This window comes from Nitrospirales bacterium (assembly GCA_031315865.1).
In the GTDB taxonomy this organism is placed as follows: Bacteria; Nitrospirota; Nitrospiria; order Nitrospirales; family UBA8639; genus JAGQKC01.
On sequence record JALDRJ010000002.1, the window covers coordinates 3,172,930 to 3,190,638 of the forward strand.

Consider the following 17,709-nt stretch of genomic DNA (forward strand, 5'->3'; position numbering starts at 1 on the left):
TGCTTGGCTGTCTGCTGAGACTGGAAGGCAAGTAGCACCATTAGTGAGTAATACTATCGATGAGGATAATGCCGAAGCGAATTCGAGCGTTTGGGTTGGAGGATGTACCGGCACATTGATTAAATCGGATATAGTAATCACGGCTGGGCATTGCGTAAACCGACCCTCTGGATTCGAGGCCGAGGATGGACAGTGGTACTCCACCACTGTCCTAGAAAATCGCAGGACCAGTGAAATTGGGTTTGGGTATGATCGAGAAAACTTTCGACTTGTTCTTAAAGCTACATATTTTTCGATTCTCGATGGAGCAGACATTGCGCTACTGGCTTTGGAGTCTCCAGTCAATTCACAGGTAGCAATTCCTAAGAAAGTTCTTCTTGATGCCCCTGTAGGAATTTCTTGGTCAAGACAATCTTTTCGGCAAGTAGGTTGGGGAATGCTCTCTGCTACTGCGGGTGCACCTGCCCTTAGGCGATCAGGATCTGCAATCTTCAGGCAATTTCCTTGTTACACCTTTCAAGCCATTCAAGCGGACAAGATATGTGTGAATGGCAGTCAAGTCCGAGCTGGTGACTCCGGTGGTCCTTTGTACTGGATGGATTCCCGAGGGGGCGAGTGGTTGGTTGGCGTAGCGCAAGGAACAGAGGGAAATGGTGGTCGGTATGTTCCAACATTTTTACAGGCAGGAGCAATAACCGTCCATGATGATGGGAGGAGAACAGAGGAGCCAGATATTTCTTCCTTTCTGAAACAGCATTTGGCCTCGAGCGCCTGCTCTCAAATTCGAGCACAAGCACTCGATCGTAGTCCAACGGTTCCTTTAGTCTCGTGGTACAGCCGAAGCCGAAATGATAATTCCACGACTGCGAACAAGGCGTGGCAAGGGTGCCAAGGAGATACTCAGAGCCCTGACTATGGTTTTACGAGGATAGAGGGGATAATTTTTAGCCCTGATCGTCCACAACCAGAAGGAACGATTCCGCTTCATAAATGGTACTCTCCTGATCGTGGCGATAATTGGACAACAAGTCAACATTTTATCGCTGCTCAGAGAAGAGAAGGATTATCTCCCAATTATCGTTTCGTGCGAATAGAGGGATACATCTATCCACCTTCCCTTGATCGTCGTTCTGGTGTTGTACCACTGTATAGCTGGTATAGCCCATCAAGAATGGACAATTGGGTGACAACTCAACACCGGGAGAAAGGTGAACGTGGAGAAAACCTGAGTCCTGACTATCGGTTTGTCAGATTAGAAGGTTATGTGCTGGATCCTTCTTCTGAGGGTGGCCCTCACTAAAGGGATTAACACGAAAGCAAATATTCAGTCACGTAAGCTGTCAAAATAGGAGAACTAGAGTATGGTTGTCCCTTGACTTTTAATTTAGCGAGAACTCCCCGTCGGGAAGGGCGGGATGAGAGCAAGGTCCAGTGCCTCCGATTCATGAGCACTGGACAAGCGTAGCTTGAATTCTTCAAGTACCACGTCCGTAGGGACGTGGGTATCTATGGAATTTCCCTAGAGCCTTGGAATGCTTCGAAAAATTTCCTCACATCCCACCTGTGTTTGCCTTAGGCCTGTTCCTCGTCATATTGCCGTACTCTTTGGGTATGAGCCTGTTCTTAGATATCGGATGTGGACCACTACGACACAAGCCGTCAATGAGGAATGAGTGCAGAGCAGGCAAAGTCTGTTTGCAGTTCCCGAATGATTTCTGTCCATTCTTGGGCCTGTGCAAAGTATCGGTGGGATATATGAGTTGAATCAGATTGATTGGAAATTGGCATATTCGAAAACACTGTTTGTGCGTTATGGCTATGTTGTGTGGCAAGACTGAGAAGTTGACAGGCGCCGGTCGGTGCGGGAGGCTGGCCGCCAGCTTGCTCGAAGAGCGCGATGGCGCGATAGCCATGTTCTTGAGTTCGGAACAAGGCTTCAATCCCTAAAAAAACATCTTTAGCAGACTTTTCGGATTCTTGCCTTGCCATAATCCCGGCCATCATCGCGGCCTTCCCGATCGCCAGAGCCGCTCCACCTGAATCTCCATCAGCTACTAATTCACTTGCCTGACGTTCAAGACGTTCCATTTCGGCCTGATTCCCCGTTTCTTGGGCGAAAGATGCAAGAAAACTGGTCGTCATGAATAAGAAGGCAAGGGTGACAGCAACAAAAGTGGATGGGCTCCGAAACACTATTCGCGACATCACATCAGCTGGCATCTCGATGGTATGTAACGGCTCCTCTCCCCGAAGGGAGAGGCAAACCAAACCCTTGTGAAATGAAAAACGAGAACCTCGGAACCTCGACACGAGTCGTGTTATTGGATTTGTCCGTCCATATCGATTTGCTTGACGGTCCAATTAACGGCATCACGAAGCTCGGTCATTTCATTCGAGGTGTCATAAATGAGCCACACCCTTTTTTCTAGTTCTCGCATGGGTGCAATTGACTTCTCATTGCGCAGGCGACCCAAGCTCCACACCACTTCGGTCAGGACAGGAAAATCTATGTCCTTCGACGTTTCCATCTGCTTCAGATTATTGATGAGATAGTCCAAAATCGGGGGCGTGATCGATGGATTTCCCGTCGCGGCGCCGATCTTGCCTAATCCCTTTGCCGCGGCGGCTCTGATGTTTGACTCTTCTTTCGAGTCATTAAAGATTTCCGTGAGCAAGGGAATTCCGTCACTGCCAGTTGTTGTCACGGCAGCAATGCCATCTAGGGCAAGATCCTTATCTTTCAGAATGTCTTTTAAATAGGGCAGGGCCTTATGAGATTGTAAGTTTGTCATGACCGAGAGCACCGTCACTTTTCGGTTTTTGGGGGTGCTAGGGTCGTCGAGCAACGCTAATAATCGATAATCTTGCCCCCATTCCGCAGCGAGTTTCACGGGGAAATCATACTCTTTCAGCTTCTTGGTTAACTGGCTCAACGCGTAGGGGCCTGACTTTTTCGCGTTCGCGGCTTTGGCTGCAGCATCAGCATCTTCGAAGTCGGTCCGTACCTCTTTTTGCCAGCCTGAATCTTCCCCGTTCAGATAATAGGCAAACAAACACGCGGGCCCCTTCCAGAGACGAGCCGGATTATCGGGATGATCGGCATCACCGCCGGCTCTTGTCGTCCCTCCTCCCTTTTTTCGTTCTTCACACTTCACGCGAAATTCAACGTCATGAGGCTCCTTACGATCAGTGACGATGGCGTACCCCAGTTGTTTGAGCCGATCAGAAACGAGGCTGACTATCGGTGTGCCATCGCCACGTCCGCGCTCAGTTAACGCCAAAACATTTACATAGATAGCATTGGCCTTGACGAGTTCGCTTTTTTGTTCCTCCGTGAAATAATTTCGTCTGGCGGAGACGTCAGTAATACAAAAAAAAGTCAGAAAAAAGCCGATAAGTACTAAGGAGATCCCACGTCTCATTTTCCCCCCTCTCTGGCGGATCATTAGCTGATATGACCATCTAAATCGAGTTGTTTATAGCTCCAGTTGGTGGCTTCCCGTAATTCTGTCATGGATTGAGAATTATCGTAAATGAGCCAGACCTTTTTTTGTAACTGCCGCATCGGCTCCATGGACATATCATCGCGCAACTTCCCGATAGCCCAGACGACTTGTGTCAAGACCGGGAAATTAATGTCTTCAGACGTTTCCATTTTCGTAAGCGCTGCTTGAAGGTATTTCACCAGAGGCGGGATCGCTCTTGGGTCTCCGCTCGTAGCGGCAATGGTCCCTAAGGCTTTGGCGGCTTCGGCGCGAATGGTATCCTGCTTGGTGTGTTGGAATAAATCGATGAGGAGGGGAATCGAGTCTTGTCCTGTGCCAGCCAAGGCGGTAATGGCTTCTTGTTGAAGATCTTTGTTGGCAAGAATTTTGGTCAGTTGAGGCAACGCCTCCGCCGCATTCAATTCACTCAGGACAGAGAGGACACGGAGCTTGAGGAGTTTATTCGTCTGTGGATTATCCAAGAGCTGAATCAGGAGATCAACTTGTCCCCATTCGGCTGCCAATAAGACTGGGAATTCATATTCCCGAATCCGTTCTTCCAGTTTTTTCATGGCAAAAACACTGCTATCGGAACTCCCGGCTTTCTTGGCGGCCTCCAGTGAGTCTTCAAACGATGTCCGAATTTCTTTGTACCACCCCAAGTCACGACCGTTGAGGTAATAGGAAAAGAGACAGGCCGGCCCTTTCCATAACCGGGAAGGCGCATCAGGTAGTTCCGCATCTCCTCCCGCGGCCGTCGTCCCAGCCCATGTCTTTCGTTCTTCACATTTTACTTTCAGCTCAACGTCATGCGGTTGGTCGCGTTGATGGACGACTTCATAGTTGAGTCGTTTGAGTCGACGCGAAATAATTTCCGTGAATTCATCCGTCTGATACGGCCCTTTTTCAGTTAACGCTAACACCTGCAGGTAAATGGTCTGGATCTTTTTAAGCTGTTCTTGTTGTTCGGCTGTGAGATGGGCCCTACGTGCATCGGCTGATGAAACCTGTACGGCAAGACAGAGAATGATAAGAAGGACGGTTCTCATACAAATCCTCCTGGCGAAGGTTGTTGTTCCGACCATGATTAGGTAGTAAGAGGTATTTAAAATCATAACACGTCGTTCCTGTGTTTCTTTTCAGTTAAATATTACCTTCCCCGGACAATGGCAGCAACTCATGTTGAGTGTTATCTCATGGTCCTCGCGACGCCATAGTTGTAAAGGGCAAGGCGCTGAGTTGAACCCCCGTCACGAGCAGGGTATACTCGCCACCATGCCAAAAGATTCGAAAATCGCGTTCATCGGCGCAGGCAACATGTCTGAAGCTCTGATAGCAGGGCTACTCAAAGCTAGAACATTTCAAGCAAACGCAATCTTTGTGACAGATGTCTCAAAGGATCGCTTGATACTGTTCGAACAGACGTATGGCATAGGGGGAGAAAGTCGTAACGCCAAAGCCGTCCAGAGGGCGGATATCATCGTGTTAGCCGTCAAACCTCAAGTTCTTCCTGAGGTATTGTCGGAGATCAAGTCACACGTTAAGGACTCCCATCTTGTGATTTCCGTCGCTGCAGGCTTTCCCCTCTCGAAGATTCAACAGACTCTCCCATCACGCACTGCCGTGATTCGGGCCATGCCAAACACGCCGGCTCTCGTCCTTGAAGGAGCGACAGCTCTGGCCGGGGGAGACTACACCACTGAAGCTCAGCTCGCGATCGCCCAGGAAATTTTTCAGGCCTCTGGAAAAGTCGTCGTGATCGAAGAAAAATTAATGGATGCGGTAACCGGATTGAGTGGGAGTGGACCGGCCTACGTGTATGTGATGATCGAGGCTCTGGCTGATGGAGGAGTCCGGATGGGACTTCCCCGGCACATCGCCCAAACCCTTGCCGTGCAGACCGTGCTTGGCACAGCAAAGCTTCTGACCGAGAGTGGAGAGCATCCCGGAATCCTCAAAGACCGGGTGGCTTCTCCAGGCGGAACCACGATAGCCGGACTTCACGAACTGGAACGGGGAAGGATACGGGCCACCTTGATGAACGCGGTAGAAGCGGCCACGAGAAGATCACAAGAATTGGGTTCTTAAATTACACCGTGTTTCTGTGAAAGGAGCACAACGTGCAGTATTGGATAAAAGTCGTGTTTACCGACAACAAAGAATTAGACGTCAAGGATGCTGTTCGTCATACGATCAGCGATGATATGGAAATTCTCGAGATCGATACTCCTCGAGAAGTGACGATCATTCCGCTCAAGCAGATTAAATATTTTTCGTGTGATGCCACGGTGTTTGCCAAGCCATCTTCAGGCTAACGGTTTTCTTGCGGCTCAACTTCTCACGAGAACTTTTCCAAATCCCGGAGGTCGCCAGAAGCTGTGCGCATATCACACAGGCTAAACCGAACGGGACATACCCTGCATAACCCAAGACGGGCATTTCAAAGATTTGATAGGCATGGAGATAGGGAATCGAATATTCCCAATGCGCCAGACTCTGAGAATTCCACAGCTCCCACAGTAGACCGCACAGTAAGCCCGCCATAGACGGAATCACGATTGGCCGCCAATCCCCCCGCCCCAACATCCTAACCCACGCGTCTCGGTTTTGTGATTTTTGCAGACCAAGAAGCAAGAGCAGTGGTGAGAGCCAGATCAGGGGATACAGCAATTTTGGCCAGAGGCCAATCCCGATCAAACCAAGACAGGCCAAGGCGACGAAAAACCATCTCCAGGTTTCGTGACTTCGAACAGGGACCGCCCTCCAGGATTGAAAGGGTTGACTGAGCCGGGGAAAAGACTGCAACCATTCATAGGTACAGTACACTGCGGGAAGAACGGTCGAAAACGAAAGACTCCCAACGAGAAAATAGGTCAGCCCATCAACGTCGACTTGAGGAACGTAATGCCAATTCTGAGCGAACCGATTGAGATACTCAAACACCCACCAATACATCGCGCTGAGCGGAAACAAACCGAGGAAGCACGTAGGATAATCGCGGAGAAGGCAATGTTGCGTTCGCCTGTCAGTCAGGGCATTGACCAGCACGATATAGCTCAGCCACAAGGGCGTGAAGGTGTGGAGTTGGAATTCGCCCATCCAGGAAAATCGAGTCCAAGCCAGAATCCAAAAGATAAGGAGGCTTGCCATCGATGCCCACCCCCAGAGTGAAAACGTCTGTTGTGTTGAATGATGTTGTGCTGCTGGTCGAAATGTCAGCAGTCGCAGCACAAACGGAGTAAGCATCCCGAGAATGCCTAGAGAAGAGGCGAAGAACAAGACCCAAGACACGTCACTGAGGCTTCCTGCTATTGGCCGAGGGGGAAACTCAAGAAAACTCAGGACCAATTGTCCAGAAAGCCACACCCCAATCAACGGTAATGTAAACAAGCAGAAGAGAAACAAGCAAAGGGAATAGGCCGTCATAGGTCACTCACCATGCCTTACCCGTTCAGTCCGTCCCGTTCGTCTCCTAGTCGGGAAACGTAAATTCAGCGAGGTCGGCCTGCTCGAGTCCTTGCCGCACCATGCCTGTGATATCGAGACGCTGCTCGACTTGCGTCACTTCAGTCAGCCGAGCCCGCGTATCGGGATGACGTGGAACGAAGAGCGTACAACAATCTTGATCAGGCTCGATCGAAATTTCAAATGAGCCGATCGCCTGAGCTTGCTCAGTAATTTCGCTTTTATCCATTCCAATCAAGGGGCGAAGAATGGGGAGGGGAGTGACCTCACTCACCACTTGAATATTACCGGGCGTTTGAGACGCGACCTGGCCAAGACTGTCGCCAGTGACCAAGCCCCACATATCTTCTCGCTTTGCCAGCGCCTCGGCGATCCTCAACATCATGCGCCGGTACAAGACGACTCGAATAGGCGCGGGCGCTCCCAACACAATTTGTTTTTGTATGTCTCCGAATGGAATAAGATGTAGTTTGGAGGAAAGCTGATGACGCGTCAGCAACGTCACCAGATCGCGTACTTTTTCTTCCGACGCGCGTGAGAGATAGGGGCGACCGTGAAAATGGATAAAGCCCGCACGACATCCCCGCTTGATCATGCGGTAGGCAGCCACGGGTGAATCGATACCCCCAGAAATCAAGCAAAGCACGGTTCCCCCGGTCCCAACAGGAAGTCCCCCAGGCCCGGATTCCTTGGCAAAACCGTAATAGGCTTCTTGTTTCAGGAGTTCAACATGAATGGTCAGGTCGGGTTCTGTGAGATTAACGCGTTTTCCGGTTAGATCGCAAAGATACGCGCCAATCTCACGATCAATATCCATTGAGGTTTTGGGAAATCGCTTTTCAGCGCGTTTCGTGAGTACGCGAAACGAGTGAAACCCATTGGCGGGAAGGTCTTGTTGAATCGCTGATTTTAACGCCGTGAGGTCTGGTGAGGTATAGAGGACCGGAGCCGATCGAGCAAAGAGAAAATTGGTAATCCCGAATGTTCGAGTGAGCGTCTCACGAATTTTACCCTGAGACTGTTCCTCCGGAAAGCTCACTCGGATGCGACCTGGTAACGCATCCACCCGCAGTCCGGGGATATCTTTTAAGGCTGATCGCAAGTGATGAACGAGACGCTGCTCAAAAAACCCCCGGTTTCGTCCTTTCAGGGCGACTTCGTGGTAATGAACAAGCGCGTGAAACATCTCATGAAGCGTAAGACGTCAAAGACCCGTCTTTATTGAAAAACCGTCCTATCGTCAATAATTCTCAGGTGCGTTGCTTAGCGCATCATCATTGATTTTCGAGAAAACGTTCGGCATCTATAGCGGCCATGCACCCAGACCCTGCGGCCGTAATGGCTTGCCGGTAATGAGAATCTTGTACATCGCCTGCCGCGAAGACTCCAGGTATGTTGGTCGCGGAGCTATGCGGCTTGGTGACGAGATAGCCGGCTTCATCCATGTTCAACATGCCCTTAAACAGGCTTGTATTGGGTGTATGGCCGATGGCGACGAAAATTCCGGCACAGGGCAAATCATCCGTTCGATCAGTCTTGACGTCACGCAGCCGAATCCCAGTGACTACATCGTCTCCGAGCATTTCTTCAACGGCTGCATTCCAACGAAAGGCGATTTTTTCATTTTTCGCTGCGCGGTCTTGCATGATCTTGGATGCCCGTAATGTATCTCGCCGATGAATCACCGTCACCTTCGTCGCGAACTTCGTAAGAAAGTTGGCTTCCTCCATCGCGCTGTCGCCACCACCGACCACGACGATTTCTTTCCCTCGAAAAAAGAAGCCATCGCACGTGGCACAGGTTGAGACGCCATGGCCCATCAGCCGGCTTTCCGATGGCAAACCCAGTAGATTGGCGGATGCTCCGGTTGAAATGATAAGAGTCTGAGCCTGGAGTGTTTCTTCGTCATCCACGGTCAGGGTAAAAGGCCGCTGAGTCAGGTCAACCTTGCTCACGTGGCCCTGTCGAAAGCTCGTCCCAAAACGCTCAGCCTGTGCCCGCATATCCATGATTAACTGAGGGCCCATGATGCCTTTGGGAAACCCAGGATAGTTCTCGACGTCAGTCGTGATGGTCAATTGGCCACCGGGCTGAGAGCCGTCAATTAAAAGTGGAGATAAATTGGCACGAGCGGTGTACAAGGCTGCCGTCAGCCCGGCAGGGCCCGATCCTAAGATCACAACGTTCTGCATGATGACATGACTCCTTAGGTTAAGACTCCCATGTTTCCAGAATGAAAGGGAGGAACGCCAATACGACCATTATTCATGACTCACTGTTTTGCGACGTCTTGAAATTCTGCATAGAGCTGCCGGACGACACGCCGTAATTGATCACGAGGCAATGTGCCGTCGATGACATGATCGGCATATTGCAGTTTTTCAGCAACCGGCAGCTGGCAACGTATCCGCCGTCGCGCTTCAGCCTTCGACATGCTCGTCCGTTGAGTGGCGCGTTGAATTTGAGTGTGTTGAGTGGTCATGACGACAATAATCCGATCCATGCGTTTGAACGCGCCAGATTCAATGAGCATGGCGGCTTCATAGATAATCACGACATCCCGATTCTCCCGGTAGAGACGTTGCGTGAGACGCGCTTGTTCTCGAGCCACGCGAGGATAAAGAATATCGGTCAGCTGCTTGAGCTTTGCCGGAGTATGAAAGACGACATGAGCTAAAGCCGATCGATTTACCTGGTTATCCGACGTGAGCACATCGCGCCCAAATATCCTGACGATTTCCTTCCAGGCCGAGCGCTTGGGACAAACGACCTGCCGAGCGATCTGGTCCGCATCGATGATTTGCGCTCCAAGTTGCTGAAAAAGCTGTGCAATCGTCGTCTTTCCAGACGCCAATCCTCCCGTTAAGCCCACCAAGAGCATATCGCACCTTAGCATATGATTTTTCTTGCCGACAATGTCCAAGGCTAGCCCCCAACCCATTCAATAATTGATAACGGCGTTCTGTCCTCATTCAGAATGTTCCTGTTGTCTGGAAAGATAGGATGGAAGACATCACCGAGCTGTCGCGACGCTTGACCGAGGACCGATACTTGAGTTATTGCCTACAGATGCCAAACGTCTGCAATGCAGACAGTTCATCAAACATGAAAACTTCTTTGAGAACGTAAGGCGATAATGCAAGCTCTCTATTCCAAGCCAGCCGTCATATTCTTTTTTGCACTCGCATTGACTTTCACGCATCTTTCTTCTTTTGGCGCTCCCGTAGATTCCCCGCGGGTGCAACTTCCTGACGATCAAGCCAAGTGGACGGTCGCGGCTGATGGAAGCGGGTATTATGTTTCCATTCAAGAAGCGATCGATGCCGCACAATCAGGCGACACGATTTGGATCAAAGCGGGTACCTATGCCGAAGATGTGACCGTCCATAGTAAGGAAGGTCTCAAAATCATCGGCGAACAGATGAATCTTGTGATACTCACGGGGCTGAAGCGCGTCGGGACCTTGCATGTTGGCAAATGGCCATATGGAGCGAAGAACGTAGAAATTCACAATCTTACCGTGATGCAACATGGGGGACTTGGACTGGGGATATTCAATGGTGGAGGAATCCTCCTGAAACATCTTGAGGTAAAGGGCATGGTCTTCGGTCAAGACGTTGAAGATGTGAGGCTGGAACATTGTGTGATCGGCGGGAGTGAGACGACGGGTGTGGCGTTCGCTAATTCTAAGGCCACCTTATTGGGAAACTATATTCACGACAATGATCATGGCGTGGCGATTGGGGGAAGGTCAGAAGTGGTATTAAAGCAGAACGTGATCACTCGCAGCTTATTCGAGGGTATTATGGTGAATGATGCCGCCAATGCGGTAGCTATCCAAAATACGATCGTTCGCAACGGGGGAGGGATGGCTTTTCACGATCAGACTCGCGGAGAAGCCCATGGCAATATTCTGATGCTGAGTCAAACGGCATTTCTCTTTTCCCCCCAAAGTGAGACCACGCTATCCTTTAACGTACTTTTCGCCAACAAGGTTGACTATCTTATAGAAGGGTCTGATTCCGGATCAGCCTTCCCCGAGGGTAGAAGAGGGAAGGATGATGTCACGACCCCCCCGGCATTTGTCAATGCCGAGCAAGATGATTTTCGTCTTCGTTCCGACACCAAACTCCGAGACATCGGCACCTTTCCATTCTTAGGGGCACTTCCACCCGTGGGACCTCATCCATGATGGGATAGAGGAATATCCTCTTCCCTGATGCATTTCTCCAACTTCGTTGAACCTGTTTGGCATGACTTTGGAGAAGCGAACAACGTCCCTGATTCTTGAAGCACAGTCTTTTTTCATCCCTGCCAAATTCTTCCACGCATGAATCTACTCTTTTACATGGTCTTTCCCTGAAACAATCTCATGGGATCAAAGAAACTTCCGCAGGAAGTTTATAGCCGTTTCAGTGATATCAAAACGATACAGCGTTCCCTTGCACGCCTTTACTCTTCAAGACGTGAGAGAAACAACCAAGTGTGTCAGGTCATCCACGCGGGTATCACTTTCCGTCTGCTTCAACGTCGTACCGCGCGGGGTGTGTCGTCTGTATCGATGGGAACGTATGTGGATTCGCGATAAATGATAAGATGTCGGCACAATAACCTGATTGCATGAAAATGCTAAGATAGAGTTTTCTTATGGCCATAATGACGTTAAAATGGGCTGTTTCTGAACGCCAGAAGAATCTTGAATGAACTTCCAGCATCTATCATCTTGAATCATGAAAGGTTATGGTCGTGGATATTAACGAGAAAATCATACAGGCCAAACAACGACTCATGTTCCGTGGACGCGGCGACTCCGCCAGAGAAGTGGAGACGGAACATTCAGACCCTCGGGTACCCCCCGGTCAACACCTCGTCAATAATTGGCCCGTCCTGGACCTTGGGATCAAACCCGAAGTATCACTTGAAGATTGGAGGTTGCACATTGACGGGGAAGTTGAACATCCCTTGACATGGAATTGGAAGCAATATCTCGAACAGCCCATCGTACATCTCACTTCCGACTTTCATTGCGTCACGACTTGGAGTCGTTTAGACAACGAGTGGGATGGAGTCAGCTTTCAACACTTGCTGACGATTGTCCAACCCAGTCCTTCCGCAAAGTATGTTCTGTTCGAAAGTTACGACGAGTACACGACCAACCTGCCCTTGTCGGTCTGTGACGATGATGACGTGATCTTGGCGTATCAATGGAATCATCAGCCGCTCTCAAAAGAACACGGAGGACCGGTCCGCATGATCGTTCCCAAACGTTATGCGTGGAAGGGGGCGAAGTGGATCAGGAAAATATCATTTTTACCACAAGACCAAAAAGGGTTTTGGGAAGTTCGTGGATATTCGAACACCGCCTTGCCGTGGGACAATGATCGTTATGGTTAATGCAACGGCAAAAGTTTTCCTACCGTGACCAAACCTCGGGGCTTTCTTTTTTCTTGCATGCCTTCTTCCTGACTGGATAAGATAACTTAGACGTTGATTGATGAACAGAAAAGCGGTTCTATTTCATTAAGGGCTTACACCATGAGGACCAATATGAGAGCAAGCAGGAGAAAACAAGTATTGTGCGGATTGCTGATCGCGTTGGTTTTTTTTCATTTCGTCCCAAGAGCTTTTAGTCAAGATCTGGCCTCTTTCTCTCAACATGTCACGCTTCACACCTTGAAAAACGGCTGGACGTTTATCATCGTGGAACGGCCAACGGCACCGGTCTTTGCGTTTATGACGCGTGTCAACGTTGGTTCGGCCCAAGAGCCAAAAGGGAGAACCGGCTTGGCTCATATGTTCGAACACATGGCCTTCAAAGGAACCCCACGGCTCGGAACATCGAATTATGAAGCGGAAAAAACAGCGCTCAGGAGTCTCGAAGACGCGTATCAGGCCTACCAAAAAGCACGTTGGAACCCCAAATCCAGCCCTGAACACGTGAAAGAACTCGAGGACCGCTTCAAACAGGCTCAACATGTCGCCAGTCAATATGTGTCCAAGAACGAGTTTGGGGACATTATTGAACGTGAAGGCGGGGTTTCGCTCAATGCTTTTACCGGCGCTGATGTCACCGGATACTTTTATGCCCTCCCGTCGAACAAGGTCGAACTCTTTGCTTATTTAGAATCCGAACGTTTCTTGCAACCCGTCTTTCGGGAATTTTATAAAGAACGGGATGTCGTGATGGAAGAACGTCGTCTTCGGACTGAAAGCAGCGCCATCGGAAGATTACTCGAGCAATTTGTCTCGGCTGCCTTCATCGCTCATCCCTATCATCATCCTGTCATTGGCTATGCAAGCGATATTCAATCCTATACGATGACGGACGCTGAAGCATTCTATCGACAGTATTATGTCCCCGCGAATATGGTAACGGCCATCGTCGGAGACGTCAAAGCGGAAAAGGTCATACCGCTTTTAGAGAAGTATTTTGGGCGCATTCCCCAAAGACCGATCCCTCCTCCGCTTCGAACGATCGAACCACCATCGATCGCCGAGAAAACCGTCGTCCTCAAAGATCCCTCGCAACCCTTTTACTTAGAAGGTTATCACAAGCCTGCCGTCACGCATCCCGATCAACCGGTGTACGATGCGATTGATGATATCCTCACAAACGGTCGAACATCTCGCTTCTATCGTTCGCTGGTGCGTGATAAAAAAATCGCCGTCTCAGTCGGTTCCTATGGAGCATATCCCGGTGAAAAATATCCTCACCTCTGGGTGGCCTATGGAGTTCCGGCCAGGGGCGTGAGCAATGCGACGGTTCAACAGGCTCTTCGGGAAGAGTTACAAAAGATCGCAACCGAAGATGTCTCGGACGAAGAACTTGAAAAATTTCGAACCCGTGCCAAGGCTGGATTGCTCCGGTCACTCGGCAGCAATCTGGGATTGGCGATGCAATTGACGGATTATCATCTGCTCTTCGGAGACTGGCGAGAGCTGTTCCGTTATATTGAACGACTGAAGAACGTCACCAAGGCCGATATTCGTCGCGTGGCCAGCCAAACCTTTCGTGAGACAAACCGGGTCGTTGCGATGATCGAGACTGAATCAGCGCCACCTGACATAGCATCTATCGCGACGAAGACAGGAGGATCGCAGTAATGGGCAAACATCCCAGCCGAGTCTCTCGACTCACTTCAACCGTGCTGCTCTTGTTGTTGTCACATCTGTGGCTTATAGGACCTCTTTATGCTCAAGTTGAATACGTCGCTGATTTACGATTCCCTCCTCTTCCAGATCTGGCAATTCCCGAACCCACACGAGTGACCTTGGACAATGGCATGGTGATCTTGATGATGGAAGACCACGAATTACCACTCGTGAGCGTCTCGGCGAAAATCCGAACAGGGTCCCGTTTAGATCCCCCGGGAAAAGTGGGATTGGCTCAAATCGTCGGAAGTGTGATGCGCAGTGGAGGGACCACGACAATGTCCGGTGATGCCTTGGATGATTATCTTGAAGGAAAAGCCGCGACAATCGAGACCTCAATCGGTGAAACGATGGGGTCGGCCTCGATGAGTTGCCTGAAAGATGATTTCGTCGATATTTTGAAAGTTTTCGCTGACGTCTTGCGAAACCCTTCGTTTAATCAAGAGAAGCTCGCCATCGCCAAAAACCAGGCCATGGCCTCAATTTCTCGACAGAACGACAATCCTGATTCGATCGTGAGCCGAGAATTTAAAAAGCTTGTGTACGGGGCCGACTCTTCCTATGCCCGTACGCCTACCTATACCACCATTAGTGCGATCACTCAAACAGATCTGAAAGACTGGCACCAGCGCTTCTTTCATCCAAACCGGATGATCATCGGTATCACCGGCGACTTCCAAGCCGATGCTGCATTAACGTTGTTGAAAAAAGTTTTTTCCGATTGGCCAGCCGGACCTCCCGTTCAACCGGTCTCCGTGCCATATGCGGCATCGAATCCGGCCAACGTCTTTTATGTCGAGAAGAATGACATGACTCAGGCGAAGATTATCATGGGGCATTTAGGTGTCCTCCGGAACAACCCTGATTATTATCCTCTAGTGGTGGTCAATCAAATTTTATCCGGTTCATTCGGGGCACGGTTATTTTCCAATGTTCGTTCGAAGCAAGGTCTTGCTTACGATGTGCATGGCGGAGTGGGGTTTCAATGGGACTACCCGGGTATGGCCAGTCTGATGATGTCCACAAAGACAGAAACGACTGCCGCAGGCATCGATGCCCTCATCGCTGAATCGCAAAAGATGGTCTCAGAGCCACCGACCGATGAAGAAGTTGCAAAAGCCAAAGCGAGCATCATCAATTCATTCGTGTTTTCGGTTGATTCGCCGGCCAAGGTGTTGGGGCAGTATCTTTTGTATGAATACTATGGCTATCCCTTAGATTGGCTCGTCAAATTTCGCGATGGCATCGAACAGGTAACGACCGAACAGGTGCGGGAAGCGGCTCAACACCATTTACGTCCTCTAGACTTTTCGATTCTGGTGGTGGGGCCCCGGGCCGGCACAGCACCGGCGTTGGCACGATATGACGCCGTACAAGAACTTGACATTTCGATTCCAGAGCCAAGCTAATCGCCATGCACAAGCTTTCTCGGCCCGACCCATTGTTTCCTCTTTGTTCGTGCCTTCGTTATTCATGATTCAGAAAAGGCCTAGGCTTCTTATGAGAACATTTCCCACCTGGCTCCGACAGCTCGCCTTTTTTCTTTTTGTATTCATGTTCGGGATATCGGTATCTGGATGCCAAACCAACCCTTACACGAAACGGTCACAATTATTACTCGTGAATTCTGCAGAAATGCAACAAATGGCGAGTAACGCGTACAATGAAGTCCTGTCAGACCCCAAAGTCATCATCTCAAAAGATCCGCGTGAAATTGAACCGGTCAAACGAGTCGCCGCTCGAATTATTGAAGCGGCAAAGCGTTCGAAATATGCCGAAGCCGCGAAACAATTTCATTGGGAAGTTTCCGTGATCAAAGATGACCAAACGAAAAACGCTTGGGCGATGCCAGGTGGGAAAATTGCGGTCTATACAGGGATTTTTCCGATTGCGAAAACCGAAGCCGGGTTAGCGGCAATCATGGGCCATGAAGTCGTTCATGCCCTAGCCCAACATGGTGGAGAGCGCATGAGTCAGGGTATGCTTGCTCAATTCGGGCAAGCGGGAACTGCCGTAGCCTTGGCTGTGTTAGGAGTCAATCCAGAGGTCAACCAACTGGCCATGCAAGCGGTCGGCCTGGGGACTCAGGTTGGGATTCTCCTGCCTTTTAGCCGTCAGCATGAGTCTGAAGCCGATTATATCGGTGTCTTATTGGCCGCTGACGCCGGATATGATCCACGAGAGGCTATCGCCATTTGGCAACGTATGGCCGGGGCCTCTGATGGCGCTCCACCTGAATTTCTTTCAACTCATCCCGCCCACGACACTCGTATCGCTGATTTGAAAAAATGGATGCCCGAAGCCATGACGTTGTATCAATCAGCCGACAAGGCTCCGGTCAAAAACTTGCCAACTCTTACCCCCTCTGCCAAACCTCCTTCAGATCGTCCATCAGCCCCCAAAACTAAATTTCGTCGATAGCCTGATGTCCAGCTGCATCGGAGTTTGTCCTTGACGCCATTGGTCAGTCATAGCTCTCTCTCTTCGCCATTGGCCCGCTCCTTGAGAACCGTGGCGGCGTATGTGTGGGTCGCTTTATGGTGTTATGCGGCGACAGGTTGTGGAGAAAGTGAGCCCGTCGTTGAAATCGCGCTCCATCCTTCTAAACCTCATATCCTCTACATCGCGACGAACGCCTATGTCTATAAGACACGTGATGAAGGCGCGACGTGGCAGAACATTTCTCGCGGCATGACCCACTCGCGTGTCATCTCATTAGCTATTGATCCTCTCTTTTCGGCGAACGTCTATGCTGGAACAAAAGGCGATGCGGTTTTTAAGAGTTATAATGGAGGGCAAAACTGGGTGTCACAACGTGATGGACTTGACAGTGTGACCATTTCCTCAGTCGTGCATGAACTCGTGTTTGTGCCGGGTTCGAGCAATCATCTGTACGCAGCCACATCCATGGGGGTGTTTGAATCGGACACGGCTGGAGAAACCTGGATGAAACGAATGGAAGGCATGAAAGAAGTCCTAATGGTCATTGCGTTGGCTATCGATTCTCACCACCATCACACACTCTATGCCGGCACGAGCGGAGGAGTGTACAAATCCCTTGACGGCGGAGTGTGGTGGGAAAAAGTGAATAACGGGCTGGTCGCGCCAGAAGTCTTGAAATCCTCTCGCGCCCTCGGTGTCACCAAGATCAAAGTGGATCCCCATCATGAACAGTCCGTGTATACGGCTACATTGACGGGCTTGTATAAAACCGTCAATGGAGGGCAAGCATGGCAGAAGATCGGGGAAAACCTTCCCGATCACATGTTAAGCGACTTGATCATTGATCCGGTTTACCCTGATATTGTTTATGTCACGAGCCGCAAGGGTGTCCATAAATCCGTAGACGGTGGAGCGAGTTGGGAATCCGTCAACCATGGATTAGATAACCTCAATATCCGTGCCCTGGTGATGAGTCCGCTCGACTCTCGTCTGCTGTATGTCGGAACGAATGGTAGTGGCTTGTACCGAAGCCGCGATGGCGGCGAATCCTGGCAGTCTGTTCCTTTGATCATCCCAACCGATAACCCAAAGAAACTGCACTGAAAAAATTGAAATGCTTCACTCTCTCGCTATATGATGCAGGGACTAGGAAGATAAGAATTTG

At 50.1% G+C, this 17,709-nt stretch carries 16 protein-coding genes; 9 read left to right on the plus strand and 7 right to left on the minus strand.

The window, feature by feature from the left end; genetic code table 11:
* The first annotated feature begins 43 nt into the window (after positions 1-43).
* Positions 44-1,300, plus strand: a complete 1,257-nt coding sequence (locus tag MRJ96_14480; GenBank protein MDR4502647.1) for a S1 family peptidase — start codon at positions 44-46, stop codon at positions 1,298-1,300.
* 359 nt (positions 1,301-1,659) lie between these two features.
* On the opposite strand, the gene MRJ96_14485 is transcribed toward MRJ96_14480, so the two are convergent.
* From MRJ96_14485 to MRJ96_14495, 3 genes are all read right to left on the minus strand, one after another.
* Positions 1,660-2,205: a hypothetical protein gene (locus MRJ96_14485; protein MDR4502648.1), complete on the minus strand. Its 546-nt coding sequence runs from the start codon at positions 2,203-2,205 to the stop codon at positions 1,660-1,662.
* A 113-nt stretch (positions 2,206-2,318) separates the two neighbouring features.
* Positions 2,319-3,422: a HEAT repeat domain-containing protein gene (locus MRJ96_14490; GenBank protein ID MDR4502649.1), complete on the minus strand. Its 1,104-nt coding sequence runs from the start codon at positions 3,420-3,422 to the stop codon at positions 2,319-2,321.
* Positions 3,423-3,445: 23 nt separating this feature from the next.
* Positions 3,446-4,534 (minus strand): HEAT repeat domain-containing protein, encoded by a 1,089-nt coding sequence (locus MRJ96_14495; GenBank protein ID MDR4502650.1) that lies wholly within the window; start codon positions 4,532-4,534, stop codon positions 3,446-3,448.
* A 130-nt stretch (positions 4,535-4,664) separates the two neighbouring features.
* Here MRJ96_14495 and proC point away from each other — a divergent pair, with 130 nt between their 5' ends.
* Together proC and MRJ96_14505 are read left to right on the plus strand one after the other, a co-directional pair.
* Complete coding sequence (proC, locus tag MRJ96_14500) at positions 4,665-5,573, plus strand: pyrroline-5-carboxylate reductase (GenBank protein MDR4502651.1); 909 nt, start codon at positions 4,665-4,667, stop codon at positions 5,571-5,573.
* A 32-nt stretch (positions 5,574-5,605) separates the two neighbouring features.
* A complete protein-coding gene (locus MRJ96_14505) occupies positions 5,606-5,800 on the plus strand; it encodes a hypothetical protein (GenBank protein MDR4502652.1) in 195 nt (64 codons plus the stop codon).
* On the opposite strand, the gene MRJ96_14510 is transcribed toward MRJ96_14505, so the two are convergent.
* The 4 genes from MRJ96_14510 to coaE form a co-directional block, all read right to left on the minus strand.
* Positions 5,748-6,911 (minus strand): hypothetical protein, encoded by a 1,164-nt coding sequence (locus MRJ96_14510; GenBank protein ID MDR4502653.1) that lies wholly within the window; start codon positions 6,909-6,911, stop codon positions 5,748-5,750. The two genes, MRJ96_14505 and MRJ96_14510, sit on opposite strands and share 53 nt — an antisense overlap.
* 46 nt (positions 6,912-6,957) lie before the next feature.
* On the minus strand, positions 6,958-8,136 hold the full coding sequence (gene thiI, locus MRJ96_14515; GenBank protein MDR4502654.1) for a tRNA 4-thiouridine(8) synthase ThiI: 1,179 nt from the start codon (positions 8,134-8,136) through the stop codon (positions 6,958-6,960).
* 88 nt (positions 8,137-8,224) lie between these two features.
* Entirely contained in the window at positions 8,225-9,142 is a 918-nt protein-coding gene (trxB, locus tag MRJ96_14520) for a thioredoxin-disulfide reductase (protein MDR4502655.1), read from the minus strand.
* 80 nt (positions 9,143-9,222) lie between these two features.
* Entirely contained in the window at positions 9,223-9,846 is a 624-nt protein-coding gene (coaE, locus tag MRJ96_14525; GenBank protein MDR4502656.1) for a dephospho-CoA kinase, read from the minus strand.
* A gap of 240 nt (positions 9,847-10,086) precedes the next feature.
* On the opposite strand from coaE, the gene MRJ96_14530 reads away from it, so the two are divergent.
* The 6 genes from MRJ96_14530 (at position 10,087) to MRJ96_14555 (ending at position 17,648) form a co-directional block, all read left to right on the plus strand.
* Positions 10,087-11,142: a pectinesterase family protein gene (locus MRJ96_14530; protein ID MDR4502657.1), complete on the plus strand. Its 1,056-nt coding sequence runs from the start codon at positions 10,087-10,089 to the stop codon at positions 11,140-11,142.
* Between the two features lie 548 nt (positions 11,143-11,690).
* Positions 11,691-12,344: a sulfite oxidase-like oxidoreductase gene (locus tag MRJ96_14535; protein MDR4502658.1), complete on the plus strand. Its 654-nt coding sequence runs from the start codon at positions 11,691-11,693 to the stop codon at positions 12,342-12,344.
* 153 nt (positions 12,345-12,497) lie between these two features.
* Complete coding sequence (locus tag MRJ96_14540) at positions 12,498-14,054, plus strand: insulinase family protein (GenBank protein ID MDR4502659.1); 1,557 nt, start codon at positions 12,498-12,500, stop codon at positions 14,052-14,054.
* Positions 14,054-15,511: an insulinase family protein gene (locus tag MRJ96_14545; GenBank protein ID MDR4502660.1), complete on the plus strand. Its 1,458-nt coding sequence runs from the start codon at positions 14,054-14,056 to the stop codon at positions 15,509-15,511. The genes MRJ96_14540 and MRJ96_14545 overlap by 1 nt, the downstream gene beginning before the upstream one ends.
* Positions 15,512-15,602: 91 nt before the next feature.
* Positions 15,603-16,523 (plus strand): M48 family metallopeptidase, encoded by a 921-nt coding sequence (locus tag MRJ96_14550; protein MDR4502661.1) that lies wholly within the window; start codon positions 15,603-15,605, stop codon positions 16,521-16,523.
* 30 nt (positions 16,524-16,553) lie between these two features.
* Positions 16,554-17,648 carry a hypothetical protein gene (locus MRJ96_14555; protein MDR4502662.1) on the plus strand — a complete coding sequence of 365 codons (1,095 nt, stop codon included), beginning with the start codon at positions 16,554-16,556 and terminating at the stop codon, positions 17,646-17,648.
* Positions 17,649-17,709: the final 61 nt, after the last annotated feature.